The following is a 13,151-nucleotide window of genomic DNA, read 5'->3' on the forward strand; positions in this document are numbered from 1 at the left end:
GATCAGCCCAGTTGGGGATCGACCACCCATTCCCCCCGGCGCATCACGCCCTTGAGGTCGAACTGCGCGTCCAGAACCACCAGGTCGGCGTCCTTTCCGGGCTCCAGGGAGCCGATCCGGCCGTCCAGGCCGAGCAGCCGCGCCGGGTTGGCGGAGATCGCCGCGACGACGTCCTCGACGGGCAGCCCGTCCACCGTCACCGCGCGCTTGAAGGCGCGGTCCAGGGTGAGCGTGGAGCCGGCGATCGAGCCGCCCTCCACCAGCCGGGCCACACCGTCCGCGACCTCGACCTCCATCGAGCCCAGCATGTAGCGGCCGTCGCCGAAGCCGGCCGCGTCCATCGCGTCGGTGATGAAGGCGACCCGGGCGGCGCCCGCGTGGTGGAAGGCCAGCCGGAGCGCGGCCGGGTGGAGATGGACGCCGTCGTTGATCAGCTCGACGGTGACCCGTTCGTCCTCCAGCAGGGCGGCGATCGGCCCCGGGGCGCGGTGGCCGAGCGGCGGCATCGCGTTGAACAGGTGGGTGGCGACGGTCGCCCCCGCGTCGACGGCCCGCAGCGTCTGCTCGTACGTGGCATCGGTGTGCCCGACGGCCGCGATCACCCCGTGCTCGGCGAGCAGCCGTACGGAGTCCAGTCCGCCGGGGAGTTCGGTGGCCAGCGTCATCATCCGGGCCTGGCCGTGCGCCGCGTCGATCAGCTTGCGGACCTCGGCCGGGTCGGGGTCACGCAGCAGCTGCTCGTCGTGCGCGCCCTTGCGGCAGGGGGAGATGAACGGCCCCTCGAAGTGGATGCCGGCGATGTCGCCCTGCTGGGCCAGCTCGGCCAGCATCCCGGCCTGCCGGGCGAGGACGTCCAGGTCACCGGTGACGGCGGAGGCGACGACCGTGGTGGTGCCGTGCAGATGGTGCGTGCGCACGCCCTTGAGGACGTCCTCGGCGGTGCCGCCGGTGAAGGAGGCGCCGCCGCCGCCGTGGTTGTGGATGTCGACGAAGCCGGGGACCAGCCAGTGACCGCTGAGGTCGACCGTCTCGGCGTTCTCGGGTCCCGTGGCGGCGATCCGCGTGCCCTCGACGATCACGCGGCCGTCGTCCACGGTCCCGGTGGGCAGTACCACCCGGGCACCGGCGAGAACCTTGGTGGGGGCCATCAGGTGGTTACCTCCGAGGGGTCAGTGATGTCGATGAGATCCCAGGCGAGGAGCCCCGCGCCCAGGCATCCGGCGGTGTCCCCGAGGGCCGCGGGGACCAGGGACGGCAGCTTCTGGAAGGTGACCCGCCGCCGGACGGCGTCCCGCAGCGGTGTGAACAAGGTTTCCCCCGCCTCGGCGAGCCCGCCACCGATGATCAGCGTGCGGGGGTCCAGCAGGGTGAGCGCGGTGACCAGCCCGTCGGCGAGGGCGTCCACCGCCTCCTGCCACACCTGCCGGGCGCGTACGTCCCCGGACTCGACGGCCTTCGCGCAGTCGGCCGCGTCCGCCGTGGGATCACCGCAGGCCGCCGCCCACGCGTCGGTCACCGCGGCGGCGGACGCGTACCGCTCCAGACAGCCGAGCTGACCGCACGGACAGGGGGCGCCGCCGGGCCGTACGACGACATGGCCGATCTCGCCCGCGAAGCCGTGCGCGCCCGCCTCCACCCGGCCGTCGATGCCGATGGCGCCCGCGATGCCGGTGCCCAGCGGTACGAACAGGAAGCGGTCGGCGCCCCGGCCCGCTCCGATGCGGCCCTCGGCGAGCCCGCCGGTGCGCACGTCGTGGCCGAGGGCGACGGGGACCCCGCCGAGCCGCTCGGCGAGCAGCGCGCGCAACGGCACGTCGCGCCAGCCGAGGTTGGCCGCGTAGGCGGCGATGCCCTCCGCCTCGTCGACGATCCCGGGGACGGCGACGCCGGCGGCGGACGCGGGTTCGCCGTAGCGCTCGGTGCCGTGGGCGCGCAGTTCGGCCGCGAAGTCGAGGATGTCCGCGACGACCGCGTCCGGGCCGCGTTCGCGACCGGTGGCCCGGCGGGCCTGGTGCAGCAGCTCGCCCTCCGCCCCGACCAGGGCGGCCTTCATCCCGGTGCCGCCCACATCGAGGGCGATGACATGTTTCACGGGTGACAGTGTGGACCGCCTACCCTCAAGAGGTCTAGTCCACTCACGTGGTGTAGACCTTATTCCGACTATCGAAATCTTTTCGGATGGCGCGTGAGCGCCGGGGCAGGGGCGAAGCAAGTGCAGCGGCGGGTCAGGACAAGGACGATCGCGGTGGTGTCCGCACTGGGACTGACGGGAGTCCTCGGCGGATGCGGCCTCGGCGGAGGATCGTCCGACGTGACTCTGAGACTCGTCGCCGCCGACTACGGCAACAGCGCGGCCAACAGCTCCAAGAAGTACTGGGCCGAACTCGTCGAGCGGTACGAGTCCGAGCACCCCGACGTCACGATCGACGTGGACGTCTACTCCTGGAACGACGTCGACCGCAAGGTCAAGGAGATGGTCGACGCCGGTGACGCGCCGGACCTGGCCCAGATCGGCGCGTACGCCGACTACGCCGCCGAGGGGAAGCTGTACAAGGCCGGCGACCTGCTCTCCATCCCCGTCCAGGCGGACTTCCTCTCCCAGCTGACCACCGCGGGCGAGGTCAACAGCGTGCAGTACGGCATGCCGTTCGCGTCCTCCACGCGCGTGCTGTTCTACAACAAGGAGCTGTTCGACAAGGCCGGCATCACCCCGCCGCGGACCTGGGACGAGCTCGCCGCGGGCGCCGAGGCGCTCAAGGCCGAGGGCGTGAAGTACCCGTACGCGCTGCCGCTCGGCCCGGAGGAGGCGCAGGCCGAGACCATGCAGTGGCTGCTCAGCGGCGACGGCGGCTACACCGACATCACGGGCACGTACAGCATCGACTCCGCGTCGAACGTCGAGACCTTCGCCTGGCTGAAGGACGAGCTGGTGGGCAAGGGCCTGACCGGTCCCGTCGCGCCCGGCAAGCTGAACCGGGCCGACGCGTTCGAGGCGTTCGCCGCCGGTGAGGTCGGCATGCTCAACGGGCATCCCTCGCTGATGGAGATGGCGGAGAAGAAGGGCGTGGAGTTCGGCATGGTGCCGACGCCGGGGGCCGAGGGCGAGAGCCCGGCCACGCTCGGCGTCGCCGACTGGATGATGGCCTTCAAGGAGAACGGCCACCGCGACGAGGTCGGCGACTTCCTCGACTTCGTCTACAGCGAGGAGAACGTGCTCGGCTTCTCCCGCGAGTACGACCTGCTGCCGGTCACCACCTCCGCGTCCCGGGCGATGGCCGCGTCCGACCAGGACAAGGACCTCAAGCCGTTCCTCGACCAGCTGGCCACCTCGGAGCTCTACCCGGTCGGCAACACGTCCTGGGCGGCGGTCAACGCGGCGGTGAAGAAGCAGATCGGCAAGGCGGTCGCCCCGAGCGGCAGCCCTGCGGGCGTCCTCGGTGGGCTCCAGGCGACGGCGACGCGTGCCGAGGCCGCGGAGTAGCCTGCGGGGCATGGACATGGGGGACGAGGCGGGCGGGCTGGGGCGGCGGGAGCGGGACATTCTCGCTCTGGAGCGCCGGGGGTTCTCCGGGCCCGGTGCGAAGGAACGCGCGATCCGCGAGCAACTGGGGCTCGCACCCGTGCGCTACTACCAGCTCCTCAACGCCCTCCTCGACGACCCCCGCGCCCTGGCCCACGACCCGGCCACGGTCAACCGCCTCCGCCGTGTGCGGGAGACCCGCCGCTCGGAACGTTGATCGCCCCCGCCGCCCCTTCCCATTCCCGTCCCTGGGGGCTGCGCCCCCAGACCCCCCTTCGGCCCTTCGGGCCTCGTCCTCAAACGCCGGACGGGCTGAACTACTCAGCCCCTCCGGCCCGGGGTCGGGACGGGAAGGGGCGGCGGGGGCGAAAAAACCCCGTCAGGCCATCCGCCCCGCCAGCTCCCGCAGCAGCCGTACGACCCCCGACGGCCCGTCGACCACCACGTCCGCCCGCTCCCGCAGCTCCGCGACCTCGTCACTGCCGCTGCACACCAGCAACCCAGGAACGCCCGCGGAGCGGAGCTTGTCGACGGCCGTGTACGCGGCGAGATCGCCCAAGTCGTCACCGGCGTACAGAACCGACTCCGCCCCGATCTCCCGCGCGTACTCCGACAACGCGACCCCCTTGTCCATCCCCGGCGGCCGCAGCTCCAGCACCATGCGACCGGGCTCGACGATCAGCCCGTGCCGAGCGGCGAGCCCGGCCAGCGGCTCGCGCAGGGCCTCGAACGCGGCCTGCGGATCGGTGGCCCGGCGCGTGTGGACCGCCACCGCCCGCCCGCCCTTCTCCTCGATCCACGTGCCCTGCCACGCGCCGACCCGGTCCAGCAGCCCCGGCAGTTCCGCGCGGGCGGCGGCCACACCGGGGTGCGGGGCGGGCGCGGTGACCGTACCGGTGACGGCCTCCCAGCGCTCGGCGCCGTAATGGCCGAGAACGACGAGGTGATCCAGTCCGGGGACGCCCGCGAAACCGCCGTGCCGCACCGCGACACCCGCCGGCCGGCCGGTGACGACCGCCACCGAGGCCACCTTCGGCGCGAGCGAGGCGAGTGCCGGAACCGCGTCCGGGTGCGCGCGGGCCTGCTCGGGATCGGCCACGATCGGCGCGAGCGTTCCGTCGAAGTCGAGCCCGATCAGCGCCTTCCCCGGCCGTGCGAGAAGGGCGTCCAGCCCTTCCCGCCCGGCCCGCGAGGTGAGGGTGTCCAAGGCGTTCGGGTCCGTGGAATCCGTATGGCTGCCCATACGCCCAACCTATCCGCGCCGGCGCCCGCGCACGCCTGTCCGACCGGCCATACCGGTCACCCGGGCGTTCCGTCCCGCAGCGCCTCCAGCTGCTCCAGGAACCACCGCGCCGGCGGCAGCGCGGTCGCCGCCGCGGCCAGGCGCTTGCTCCGGTCGGCGCGTTCCTCCGGGCCCAGCGTCAGGGCCTCGTGCAGGGCGCGGGCGGTGTCCACGGTGTCGTACGGGTTGACCGTGAGCGCGTCCTCGCCCAGCTCCTCGTGGGCGCCCGCCTCCCGCGACAGCACCAGCGCGCAGCCCGCGTCGGAGACGACGGGGACCTCCTTGGCGACCAGGTTCATGCCGTCGCGGATCGGGTTGACGAGCGCCACGTCCGCCAGCCGGTACGCGGCGAGCGAGCGCGCGAAGTCGTCCTTCACGTGCAGGACGACCGGCCGCCAGCCCGGCGTCCCGTACCGCTCGTTGATCTCCTCCGCGACCCGCTGCACCTCGGCGGTGTAGTCGCGGTACACGGCGAGATCCTGCCGGGAGGGGTAGGCGAAGGCGACGTGCACGACGCGCTCGCGCCACTCGGGGTGGTCGTCCAGGAGCTGCCGGTACGCCAGCAGGCCCCGCACGATGTTCTTCGACAGCTCGGTCCGGTCGACCCGGACGATCGTCCTGCGGGCGCCGCCGTCGGGGGCCGCGCCGATCTCCTCGCGCAGCGCGGCCATCCGCTCCTCGACGTCCGCCTCGTGGGACCGGGCGCGCAGGAAGTCCGCGTCGGCGCCCAGCCCGTGCACCCCCACCCGGGTGTCGCCCAGTCCGCCGGCGAACCGCTCGCAGCACGCGGTGAACGCGTCCGCCCAGCGGTGGGTGAGGAAGCCGAGCCGGTCGGCGCCGAGCATCCCGCGCAGCACCTGCCCGGCGATGTCGTCGGGCAGCATCCGGAAGTACTCCGGCGGCGCCCACGGCGTGTGCGAGAAGTGGCCGATGCGCAGGTCGGGGCGGAGCTCCCGGAGCATCCCGGGGACCAGCGTCAGGTGGTAGTCCTGCACCAGCACCGCGGCACCCGGCGCCGCCTCCTCGGCCAGCGCCTCGGCGAACGCGCGGTTGTAGGTCTCGTAGGACGCCCACTGGCGGCGGAACTCCGCGTCGAAGACCGGCTCCAGCGGCGTCTGGTACAGCATGTGGTGCACGAACCACAGCACCGAGTTGGCGATCCCGTTGTACGCGTCCGCGTGCACGTCCGCCGGGATGTCCAGCATCCGCACGCCGTCCTCGCCGGCGCCGCGCCGTACGGCCTCGCGGTCACCGTCGGACAGCGCGGAGCACACCCAGAGCGCCCCCGCCTCCGGTCCGATCGCCGACAGCCCGGACACCAGCCCGCCGCCGCCCCGTTTGGCGCGCAGCGAACCGTCGTCCGCCGCCGTGTACGAAACGGGCCCGCGATTCGACGCGACCAGCACCTGAGCACCCTGAGCAGCCTGCGTGACAGCCATACGCCTCAACCTAGCCCGGCCCCGGAGGGCTCAAACGCACGGTTCGGCCGTATACGGGTGAGGTCACGCCACCCGCCGCGCCTGGTACTCCGCGATCTCCGTCATCGGCGGCCGTTCCTCCGTGTCGACGGAGTACGTACGCGGTTCGAAGTTGTCGCCCGCGCGTTCGAACTGGGTCAGGGAGGGCCTGATCAGATGGCCGCGGGCCAGACGGAGCTGGGCGGTGCGGTAGATGGCGGCGGCCATGCGGCCGAGGGCCTGGCCGTCCTGGTGGCGGTGCCTGCGCACGCCGACGTCGACCTGGGCGAGGGCGTCCAGGCCGACCAGGTGCAGGGCGTCGACGAGCATGCCGAGCTCGACGCCGTAACCGACCGGGAAGGGGAGCTGCTCGAGGAGGGAGCGGCGGGCCGCGTACTCGCCGCCGAGCGGCTGGACGAAGCCGGCCAGCTGGGGCCAGTGCATGTTCAGCAGAGGTCGGGCCATCAGCTCCGTGACCCGGCCGCCCTGACCGGCCGCCGAGCCCAGGGGCCGGTCGTACATGGCCTTGACCAGCTGGACGTCCGGTTCGGTGAGCAGCGGGCCGACGATGCCGGAGACGAAGTCGGACGAGAACTCCCGCAGGTCAGCATCGACGAAGCACACGATGTCCCCGGACGTGACCAGCAGCGAGCGCCACAGCACCTCGCCCTTGCCGGGCACCGCCGGGAGCCGCGGCAGGATCGTGTCCCGGTGCACCACGGTCGCGCCCGCCGCGGCGGCCGCCTCGGCCGTACGGTCGGTCGAGCCCGAGTCGACCACCACCACCTCGTCGACCAGCGGCACCTGGACCACCAGGTCGTGCCGGATGACCGACACGATGTCGCCGACCGTCGCCTCCTCGTTGAGCGCGGGCAGCACCACGCTCACCGTCTGTCCCGTGGCGCGCTTCGCCGCCAGGATCCGGTGGAGCGGTCGGTCGGCCGCGGACCAGGAGCGGTCGATCAGCCAGCGCTCGACTTCTTCCAGCACGGTGCCCGGCTCCTCACTGGCCTGTGATCCATCTCGCGGTACGGACGACTATCTCAACCATGCAGGCCGTCGGTTACAGTCTTGAACAACGCCGATGACCATCGCATGCCGGGGTCACCGCGCGGACAACTGAACACCGCTCATCCAGAGGGGCAGAGGGATACGGCCCGATGAAGCCCCGGCAACCCTCCAGTCGGTTCTTGTCACACGGACGTGGCGAGGCTCCCGGCTAGGGAAGGTGCCAAATCCGTCTCACGGCGAGATGCGTCGTGAGGAAGATGAGGAGAAAGGGCCTCGCCTCCATGGCTGTGCAGACTGTTGCAAGCACCACCGATTCCGCAGTGGACCTCGGCCCCGCCGCGGCACTCTCCTGCCGCGAATGCGGTCACCGCGTCCCCCTCGGCCCCGTCTTCGCCTGCGAGGAGTGTTTCGGCCCGCTGGAGATCGCCTACGACTTCTCGGCCTACGACACCGAGGAGCTCCGCAAGCGGATCGAGGCGGGACCCGCGAACATCTGGCGCTACGCCCCCCTGCTGCCCGTCCCGGCGGACGTGGCCGGCAAGCCGAACCTCAACCCCGGCTGGACCAAGCTCGTCCAGGCCGACAACCTCGCCCGTGAGCTCGGCGTCGACGCCGGCAAGCTGTTCGTCAAGGACGACTCCGGCAACCCGACGCACTCCTTCAAGGACCGCGTCGTCGCCCAGGCCATCGAGGCCGCCCGCGCGTTCGGCTTCACCACCCTGTCCTGCTCCTCCACCGGCAACCTCGCCGGCGCGGTCGGTGCCGCCGCCGCGCGGGCCGGCTTCCGCTCCTGCGTGTTCATCCCGCACGACCTGGAGCAGGGCAAGGTCGTCATGGCCGCCGTCTACGGCGGTGAACTCGTCGGCATCGAGGGCAACTACGACGACGTGAACCGCTTCTGCTCCGAGCTGATCGGCGACCCGGCCGGCGAGGGCTGGGGCTTCGTCAACGTCAACCTGCGGCCGTACTACGCCGAGGGGTCGAAGACCCTCGCGTACGAGATCTGCGAGCAGCTGGGATGGCGGCTGCCCGACCAGATCGTCGTCCCGATCGCGTCCGGCTCGCAGCTCACGAAGATCGACAAGGGGCTCCAGGAGCTGATCAAGCTCGGCCTGGTCGAGGACAAGCCGTACAAGATATTCGGCGCGCAGGCGGAGGGCTGCTCGCCGGTGTCCACGGCGTACAAGGCCGGTCACGACGTCGTACGCCCGCAGAAGCCGAACACGATCGCCAAGTCGCTGGCGATCGGCAACCCGGCGGACGGGCCGTACGTCCTGGACATCGCGCGTCGCACGGGCGGTGCGGTGGAGGACGTGAACGACGAGCAGGTCGTCGAGGCGATCGGGCTGCTGGCGCGCACGGAGGGGATCTTCGCGGAGACCGCGGGGGGTGTCACGGTGGGCGTGACGAAGAAGCTGCTGGAGAGCGGGGCGCTCGATCCGTCTTTGACCACCGTTGTGCTCAACACGGGGGATGGTCTGAAGACGCTGGACGCCGTGGCCGGCACGGGGTTGACCGCGACGATTCGTCCCAACCTTGAGTCGTTCCGTGAAGCTGGGCTTGTCTGAGTGTCGTTCGGCTGCGGGCCGGTGGGGGCTGGTCGCGCAGTTCCCCGCGCCCCTGAGGGTGTTGTCCTGACCGGAGGTTTTGTTGTGAGCGTTACTGTTCGGATTCCTACCATTCTGCGTACCTACACCGGTGGGCAGGCCGAGGTGAGTGCCGAGGGGGCGACCCTTGGGGAGGTCATCTCGGATCTGGAGAAGAACCACACCGGGATCGCCGCCCGGGTTCTGGACGATCAGGGCAAGTTGCGTCGGTTCGTGAACGTCTACGTCAATGACGACGACGTGCGGTTCGAGCAGGGGCTCGAGACGGCCACCCCGGACGGGGCCGGCGTCTCCATCATTCCGGCGGTTGCCGGCGGCTGATCATTACCTTCGGTAATGACGGTTACCGAGCGTTTGGGACATTGCCCCCTCCGTGAGAGAAGCGGAGGGGGCAATTCCATGGGATTGAGCGCGGTAGAGTTGGGGAACGCGCTCCCGATCCACTGATCGGAAACACTAATTCCTGCCGCACGCCCGACTGGATGTAGCCAAAGTGTGGGCGCCTTTCGCGGCTTTTGTGACCTTTGTGTGGCCCGACTTGCCCTGAATTCATAGGAATTCTCGCCACATTCCGGACCGGTGTCGTCCAGATTTCTCGTCCGATTGACCTGTTGCAGACGGCAGTTGGACAGATACATTCAGCCGCGGTCGACGCGTTCCGGCGCACGCCCCCAACCGTTGGGGGGTGAGGTCTGACCCGGATCCGCGAAGTGTGGATCTGTGCAAGGGCCAGTAATAGGGGAGTTAGGCATGGCTCAGGGCACCGTCAAGTGGTTCAACGCGGAGAAGGGGTACGGCTTCATCGCGGTCGACGGTGGTGCGGATGTTTTCGTCCACTACAGCGCGATCCAGATGGACGGCTACCGCACCCTTGAAGAGGGCCAGCGGGTCGAGTTCGAGATCTCGCAGGGCCAGAAGGGCCCGCAGGCCGACATGGTTCGCGTCACCGCCTGAACGCGCTACCAGCCGCAAGCATCTTCTGCTGACGAAGGGCCCGCACCTCCCGGGGTGCGGGCCCTTCGCCGTGCCCGCGCGGGCGCACGGCGGGTGTTCGCGTGCGGCGGAGCGCGCCCCCGGACTACCCGGAGGCGCTTGCACTCGCATGGGTCGAGTGCTAATCATTGGCGTTAGCACTCTGAAGGTGAGAGTGACAACGTAAGGACCGGGTCGGTGAGGCCCGCGGGTCGTGTGGGGCAAGGAACCACGGGGCCGGCGAGCCGTCCGTCGCGGGCGCGGGCGCGGTCCGAAGGAATCACCCCCAGTCCTGGAGGGACCACTTCACATGGCCAAGATCATCGCGTTCGACGAGGAGGCGCGGCGCGGCCTCGAGCGCGGCATGAACCAGCTCGCGGACGCCGTCAAGGTGACGCTCGGCCCCAAGGGCCGCAACGTCGTCCTCGAGAAGAAGTGGGGCGCCCCCACGATCACCAACGATGGTGTGTCCATCGCCAAGGAGATCGAGCTCGAGGACCCGTACGAGAAGATCGGCGCCGAGCTGGTCAAGGAAGTCGCCAAGAAGACGGACGACGTCGCCGGTGACGGTACGACCACCGCGACCGTCCTCGCCCAGGCCCTGGTCAAGGAAGGCCTGCGCAACGTCGCCGCCGGTGCCAACCCGATGGCTCTGAAGCGCGGTATCGAGAAGGCCGTCGAGGCCGTCTCCGGTGCCCTGCTGGAGCAGGCGAAGGATGTCGAGACCAAGGAGCAGATCGCCTCCACGGCCTCCATCTCCGCCGCCGACACCCAGATCGGTGAGCTCATCGCCGAGGCCATGGACAAGGTCGGCAAGGAAGGCGTCATCACCGTCGAGGAGTCCCAGACCTTCGGTCTGGAGCTGGAGCTCACCGAGGGTATGCGCTTCGACAAGGGCTACATCTCGGCGTACTTCGCGACCGACATGGAGCGTATGGAGGCCGTCCTCGACGACCCGTACATCCTGATCGCGAACTCCAAGATCTCCAACGTCAAGGACCTGCTCCCGCTCCTGGAGAAGGTCATGCAGTCGGGCAAGCCGCTGCTGATCATCGCCGAGGACGTCGAGGGCGAGGCCCTGTCGACCCTGGTCGTCAACAAGATCCGCGGCACCTTCAAGTCCGTCGCCGTCAAGGCCCCGGGCTTCGGCGACCGCCGCAAGGCCATGCTCGGCGACATCGCCATCCTCACGGGCGGCGAGGTCATCTCCGAGGAGGTCGGCCTCAAGCTGGAGAACGCGACGCTCGACCTGCTGGGCAAGGCCCGCAAGGTCGTCATCACCAAGGACGAGACCACCATCGTCGACGGTGCCGGCTCGGCCGACCAGGTCCAGGGCCGCGTGAACCAGATCCGCGCCGAGATCGAGAACAGCGACTCGGACTACGACCGCGAGAAGCTCCAGGAGCGCCTGGCGAAGCTCGCCGGCGGCGTCGCGGTCATCAAGGCCGGTGCCGCCACCGAGGTGGAGCTCAAGGAGCGCAAGCACCGCATCGAGGACGCCGTGCGCAACGCCAAGGCGGCCGTCGAGGAGGGCATCGTCGCCGGTGGTGGCGTGGCCCTGCTCCAGGCCTCCCAGGTGTTCGAGAAGCTGGAGCTCGAGGGTGACGAGGCGACCGGCGCCCAGGCCGTGAAGCTCGCGCTCGAGGCCCCGCTGAAGCAGATCGCCGTCAACGCCGGCCTCGAGGGCGGCGTCGTGGTGGAGAAGGTGCGCAACCTGACCCCGGGTCACGGTCTGAACGCCGCGACCGGCGAGTACGTCGACCTGGTCAAGGAAGGCATCATCGACCCGGCGAAGGTGACCCGTTCCGCCCTGCAGAACGCCGCCTCCATCGCCGCGCTGTTCCTCACCACCGAGGCCGTCATCGCCGACAAGCCGGAGAAGGCCGCCGCGCCCGCCGGTGGCGGCATGCCGGGCGGTGACATGGACTTCTGAGCCTGACTCCTCAGGTTCGGACCCGGTCCGTCGGTACCGAGGGCGGCACTCCCTGCACGACAGGGGGTGCCGCCCTCGGGCGTTTCCGGCGGCGGACCGGGAGATCGTGGCGTACCGGTGGAATGCCTCGCTCTGCTTGCCGGTTGGGTTTGATGGTGCATTTAATGCATGCACACATACTGACCGGTATTCCATGAGTTCCATGAAGAGGAGCCCCCGTGACCGTCACCACCACGGACGCCACCGCCCGCGCCGGCGGGCTGCTGTCCCGGCCGGCCGTCATCAACGGTCTGACCGTTCCCAACCGCATCGTCATGGCGCCGATGACCCGGATGTTCTCGCCGGGCGGTGTCCCCGGCGCGGACGTCGTGTCGTACTACTCGCGCCGGGCCGCCGCCGGGGTCGGACTGATCGTGACCGAGGGGACGTACGTCGGCCACGAGTCCGCCGGGATGAGCGACCGGGTGCCCCGGTTCCACGGTGAGGAGCAGCTGGCGGGCTGGGCGAAGGTCGCCGAGGCGGTGCACGCGGCGGGCGGCACGATCGTGCCGCAGCTCTGGCACATCGGCATGGTCCGCGAGCAGGGGCAGGCGCCGTACCCGGAGGCGCCGGCGGTCGGTCCGTCCGGTGTGCGCACGGACCTCACCGAGGGCACCGGCAAGGCGATGACCGCGGCCGACATCGACGCCGTCGTCGCCGCGTTCGCCCAGGCCGCCGCCGACGCCGAGCGCATCGGCTTCGACGGCGTGGAGCTGCACGGCGCCCACGGCTACCTCATCGACCAGTTCCTCTGGTCCGGCACCAACCGCCGTACCGACGCCTACGGCGGCGACCCGGTGGCGCGTGCCCGGTTCGCGGCGGAGATCGTCGCCGCGGTCCGCGAGCGGGTCTCACCGGAGTTCCCCGTGATCTTCCGCTACTCGCAGTGGAAGCAGGACGCGTACGACGCGCGGCTCGCCGAGACCCCTCAGGAGCTGGAGGCCATCCTCGCCCCGCTCGCCGCGGCCGGCGTCGACGCCTTCCACGCCTCCACGCGCCGCTACTGGCTCCCCGAGTTCGACGGCTCGGACCTCAACCTGGCCGGCTGGACGAAGAAGCTGACCGGCAGGCCCGCCATCACGGTCGGCTCGGTCGGCCTGGACGGCGAGTTCCTCAAGGCCTTCCAGGGGGAGGGTGCCGCGCTGGGCAGCCTGGACGAGCTGCTCGACCGGATGGAGCGGGACGAGTTCGACTTCGTCGCCGTGGGCCGTGCGCTGCTCCAGGACCCGGAGTGGGCGGCCAAGGTGCTCGCGGGGCGCTTCGACGAGCTGGGGCCCTACGACGCGGCGTCCCTCCAGACGCTGAGCTGACCGCGGGGCCCGCGCGATGA

12 protein-coding genes and 1 riboswitch are annotated in these 13,151 nt (G+C 70.7%); of the genes, 7 read left to right on the plus strand and 5 right to left on the minus strand.

The features are described 5' to 3' along the window. Positions 1-2: 2 nt before the first annotated feature. A complete protein-coding gene (nagA, locus tag ACZ470_RS20140) occupies positions 3-1,148 on the minus strand; it encodes an N-acetylglucosamine-6-phosphate deacetylase (RefSeq protein ID WP_468428891.1) in 1,146 nt (381 codons plus the stop codon). Continuing rightward, complete coding sequence (locus ACZ470_RS20145) at positions 1,148-2,092, minus strand: ROK family protein (protein WP_468428893.1); 945 nt, start codon at positions 2,090-2,092, stop codon at positions 1,148-1,150. Before ACZ470_RS20145 ends, nagA begins: the two co-directional genes overlap by 1 nt. Positions 2,093-2,212: 120 nt before the next feature. On the opposite strand from ACZ470_RS20145, the gene ACZ470_RS20150 reads away from it, so the two are divergent. Both ACZ470_RS20150 and ACZ470_RS20155 read left to right on the plus strand, forming a co-directional pair. Next, entirely contained in the window at positions 2,213-3,481 is a 1,269-nt protein-coding gene (locus ACZ470_RS20150) for an extracellular solute-binding protein (protein ID WP_468428894.1), read from the plus strand. A gap of 10 nt (positions 3,482-3,491) precedes the next feature. Next, on the plus strand, positions 3,492-3,737 hold the full coding sequence (locus tag ACZ470_RS20155) for a DUF3263 domain-containing protein (RefSeq protein WP_468428896.1): 246 nt from the start codon (positions 3,492-3,494) through the stop codon (positions 3,735-3,737). Between the two features lie 162 nt (positions 3,738-3,899). Here the strand turns inward: ACZ470_RS20155 and otsB are convergent, their stop codons facing one another. From otsB to ACZ470_RS20170, 3 genes are all read right to left on the minus strand, one after another. After that, positions 3,900-4,763: a trehalose-phosphatase gene (gene otsB / locus ACZ470_RS20160; RefSeq protein WP_468428898.1), complete on the minus strand. Its 864-nt coding sequence runs from the start codon at positions 4,761-4,763 to the stop codon at positions 3,900-3,902. A 56-nt stretch (positions 4,764-4,819) separates the two neighbouring features. Next, positions 4,820-6,241, minus strand: coding sequence for an alpha,alpha-trehalose-phosphate synthase (UDP-forming) (locus ACZ470_RS20165; protein WP_468428900.1), 1,422 nt, complete (start codon positions 6,239-6,241; stop codon positions 4,820-4,822). 63 nt (positions 6,242-6,304) lie between these two features. Further along, positions 6,305-7,249, minus strand: a complete 945-nt coding sequence (locus tag ACZ470_RS20170) for a glucosyl-3-phosphoglycerate synthase (protein ID WP_468428902.1) — start codon at positions 7,247-7,249, stop codon at positions 6,305-6,307. 137 nt (positions 7,250-7,386) lie between these two features. Then, positions 7,387-7,534: riboswitch (SAM riboswitch) on the plus strand. A 17-nt stretch (positions 7,535-7,551) separates the two neighbouring features. Between ACZ470_RS20170 and thrC the strand changes: the two genes are divergently transcribed. From thrC to ACZ470_RS20195, 5 genes are all read left to right on the plus strand, one after another. Further along, complete coding sequence (thrC, locus tag ACZ470_RS20175; RefSeq protein WP_468428904.1) at positions 7,552-8,838, plus strand: threonine synthase; 1,287 nt, start codon at positions 7,552-7,554, stop codon at positions 8,836-8,838. A gap of 84 nt (positions 8,839-8,922) precedes the next feature. After that, positions 8,923-9,198 (plus strand): ubiquitin-like small modifier protein 1, encoded by a 276-nt coding sequence (locus ACZ470_RS20180; protein ID WP_030864454.1) that lies wholly within the window; start codon positions 8,923-8,925, stop codon positions 9,196-9,198. 429 nt (positions 9,199-9,627) lie between these two features. Beyond that, positions 9,628-9,831 (plus strand): cold-shock protein, encoded by a 204-nt coding sequence (locus ACZ470_RS20185; protein WP_004986573.1) that lies wholly within the window; start codon positions 9,628-9,630, stop codon positions 9,829-9,831. Positions 9,832-10,159: 328 nt separating this feature from the next. Then, on the plus strand, positions 10,160-11,782 hold the full coding sequence (gene groL / locus ACZ470_RS20190; RefSeq protein ID WP_381223229.1) for a chaperonin GroEL: 1,623 nt from the start codon (positions 10,160-10,162) through the stop codon (positions 11,780-11,782). 218 nt (positions 11,783-12,000) lie between these two features. Further along, positions 12,001-13,131 (plus strand): NADH:flavin oxidoreductase, encoded by a 1,131-nt coding sequence (locus tag ACZ470_RS20195; protein ID WP_468428906.1) that lies wholly within the window; start codon positions 12,001-12,003, stop codon positions 13,129-13,131. Positions 13,132-13,151: the final 20 nt, after the last annotated feature.

This window comes from Streptomyces sp. NPDC031111 (assembly GCF_055570675.1).

What these genes read in the sequence shown, in the direction of transcription:
- nagA (WP_468428891.1), bottom strand. Translation starts at nt 1,148, where the DNA reads ATGGCCCCCACCAAGGTTCTCGCCGGTGCCCGGGTGGTACTGCCCACC.
- ACZ470_RS20155 (WP_468428896.1), top strand. Translation starts at nt 3,492, where the DNA reads ATGGACATGGGGGACGAGGCGGGCGGGCTGGGGCGGCGGGAGCGGGAC.
- otsB (WP_468428898.1), bottom strand. Translation starts at nt 4,763, where the DNA reads ATGGGCAGCCATACGGATTCCACGGACCCGAACGCCTTGGACACCCTC.
- ACZ470_RS20165 (WP_468428900.1), bottom strand. Translation starts at nt 6,241, where the DNA reads ATGGCTGTCACGCAGGCTGCTCAGGGTGCTCAGGTGCTGGTCGCGTCG.
- thrC (WP_468428904.1), top strand. Translation starts at nt 7,552, where the DNA reads ATGGCTGTGCAGACTGTTGCAAGCACCACCGATTCCGCAGTGGACCTC.
- ACZ470_RS20185 (WP_004986573.1), top strand. Translation starts at nt 9,628, where the DNA reads ATGGCTCAGGGCACCGTCAAGTGGTTCAACGCGGAGAAGGGGTACGGC.
- groL (WP_381223229.1), top strand. Translation starts at nt 10,160, where the DNA reads ATGGCCAAGATCATCGCGTTCGACGAGGAGGCGCGGCGCGGCCTCGAG.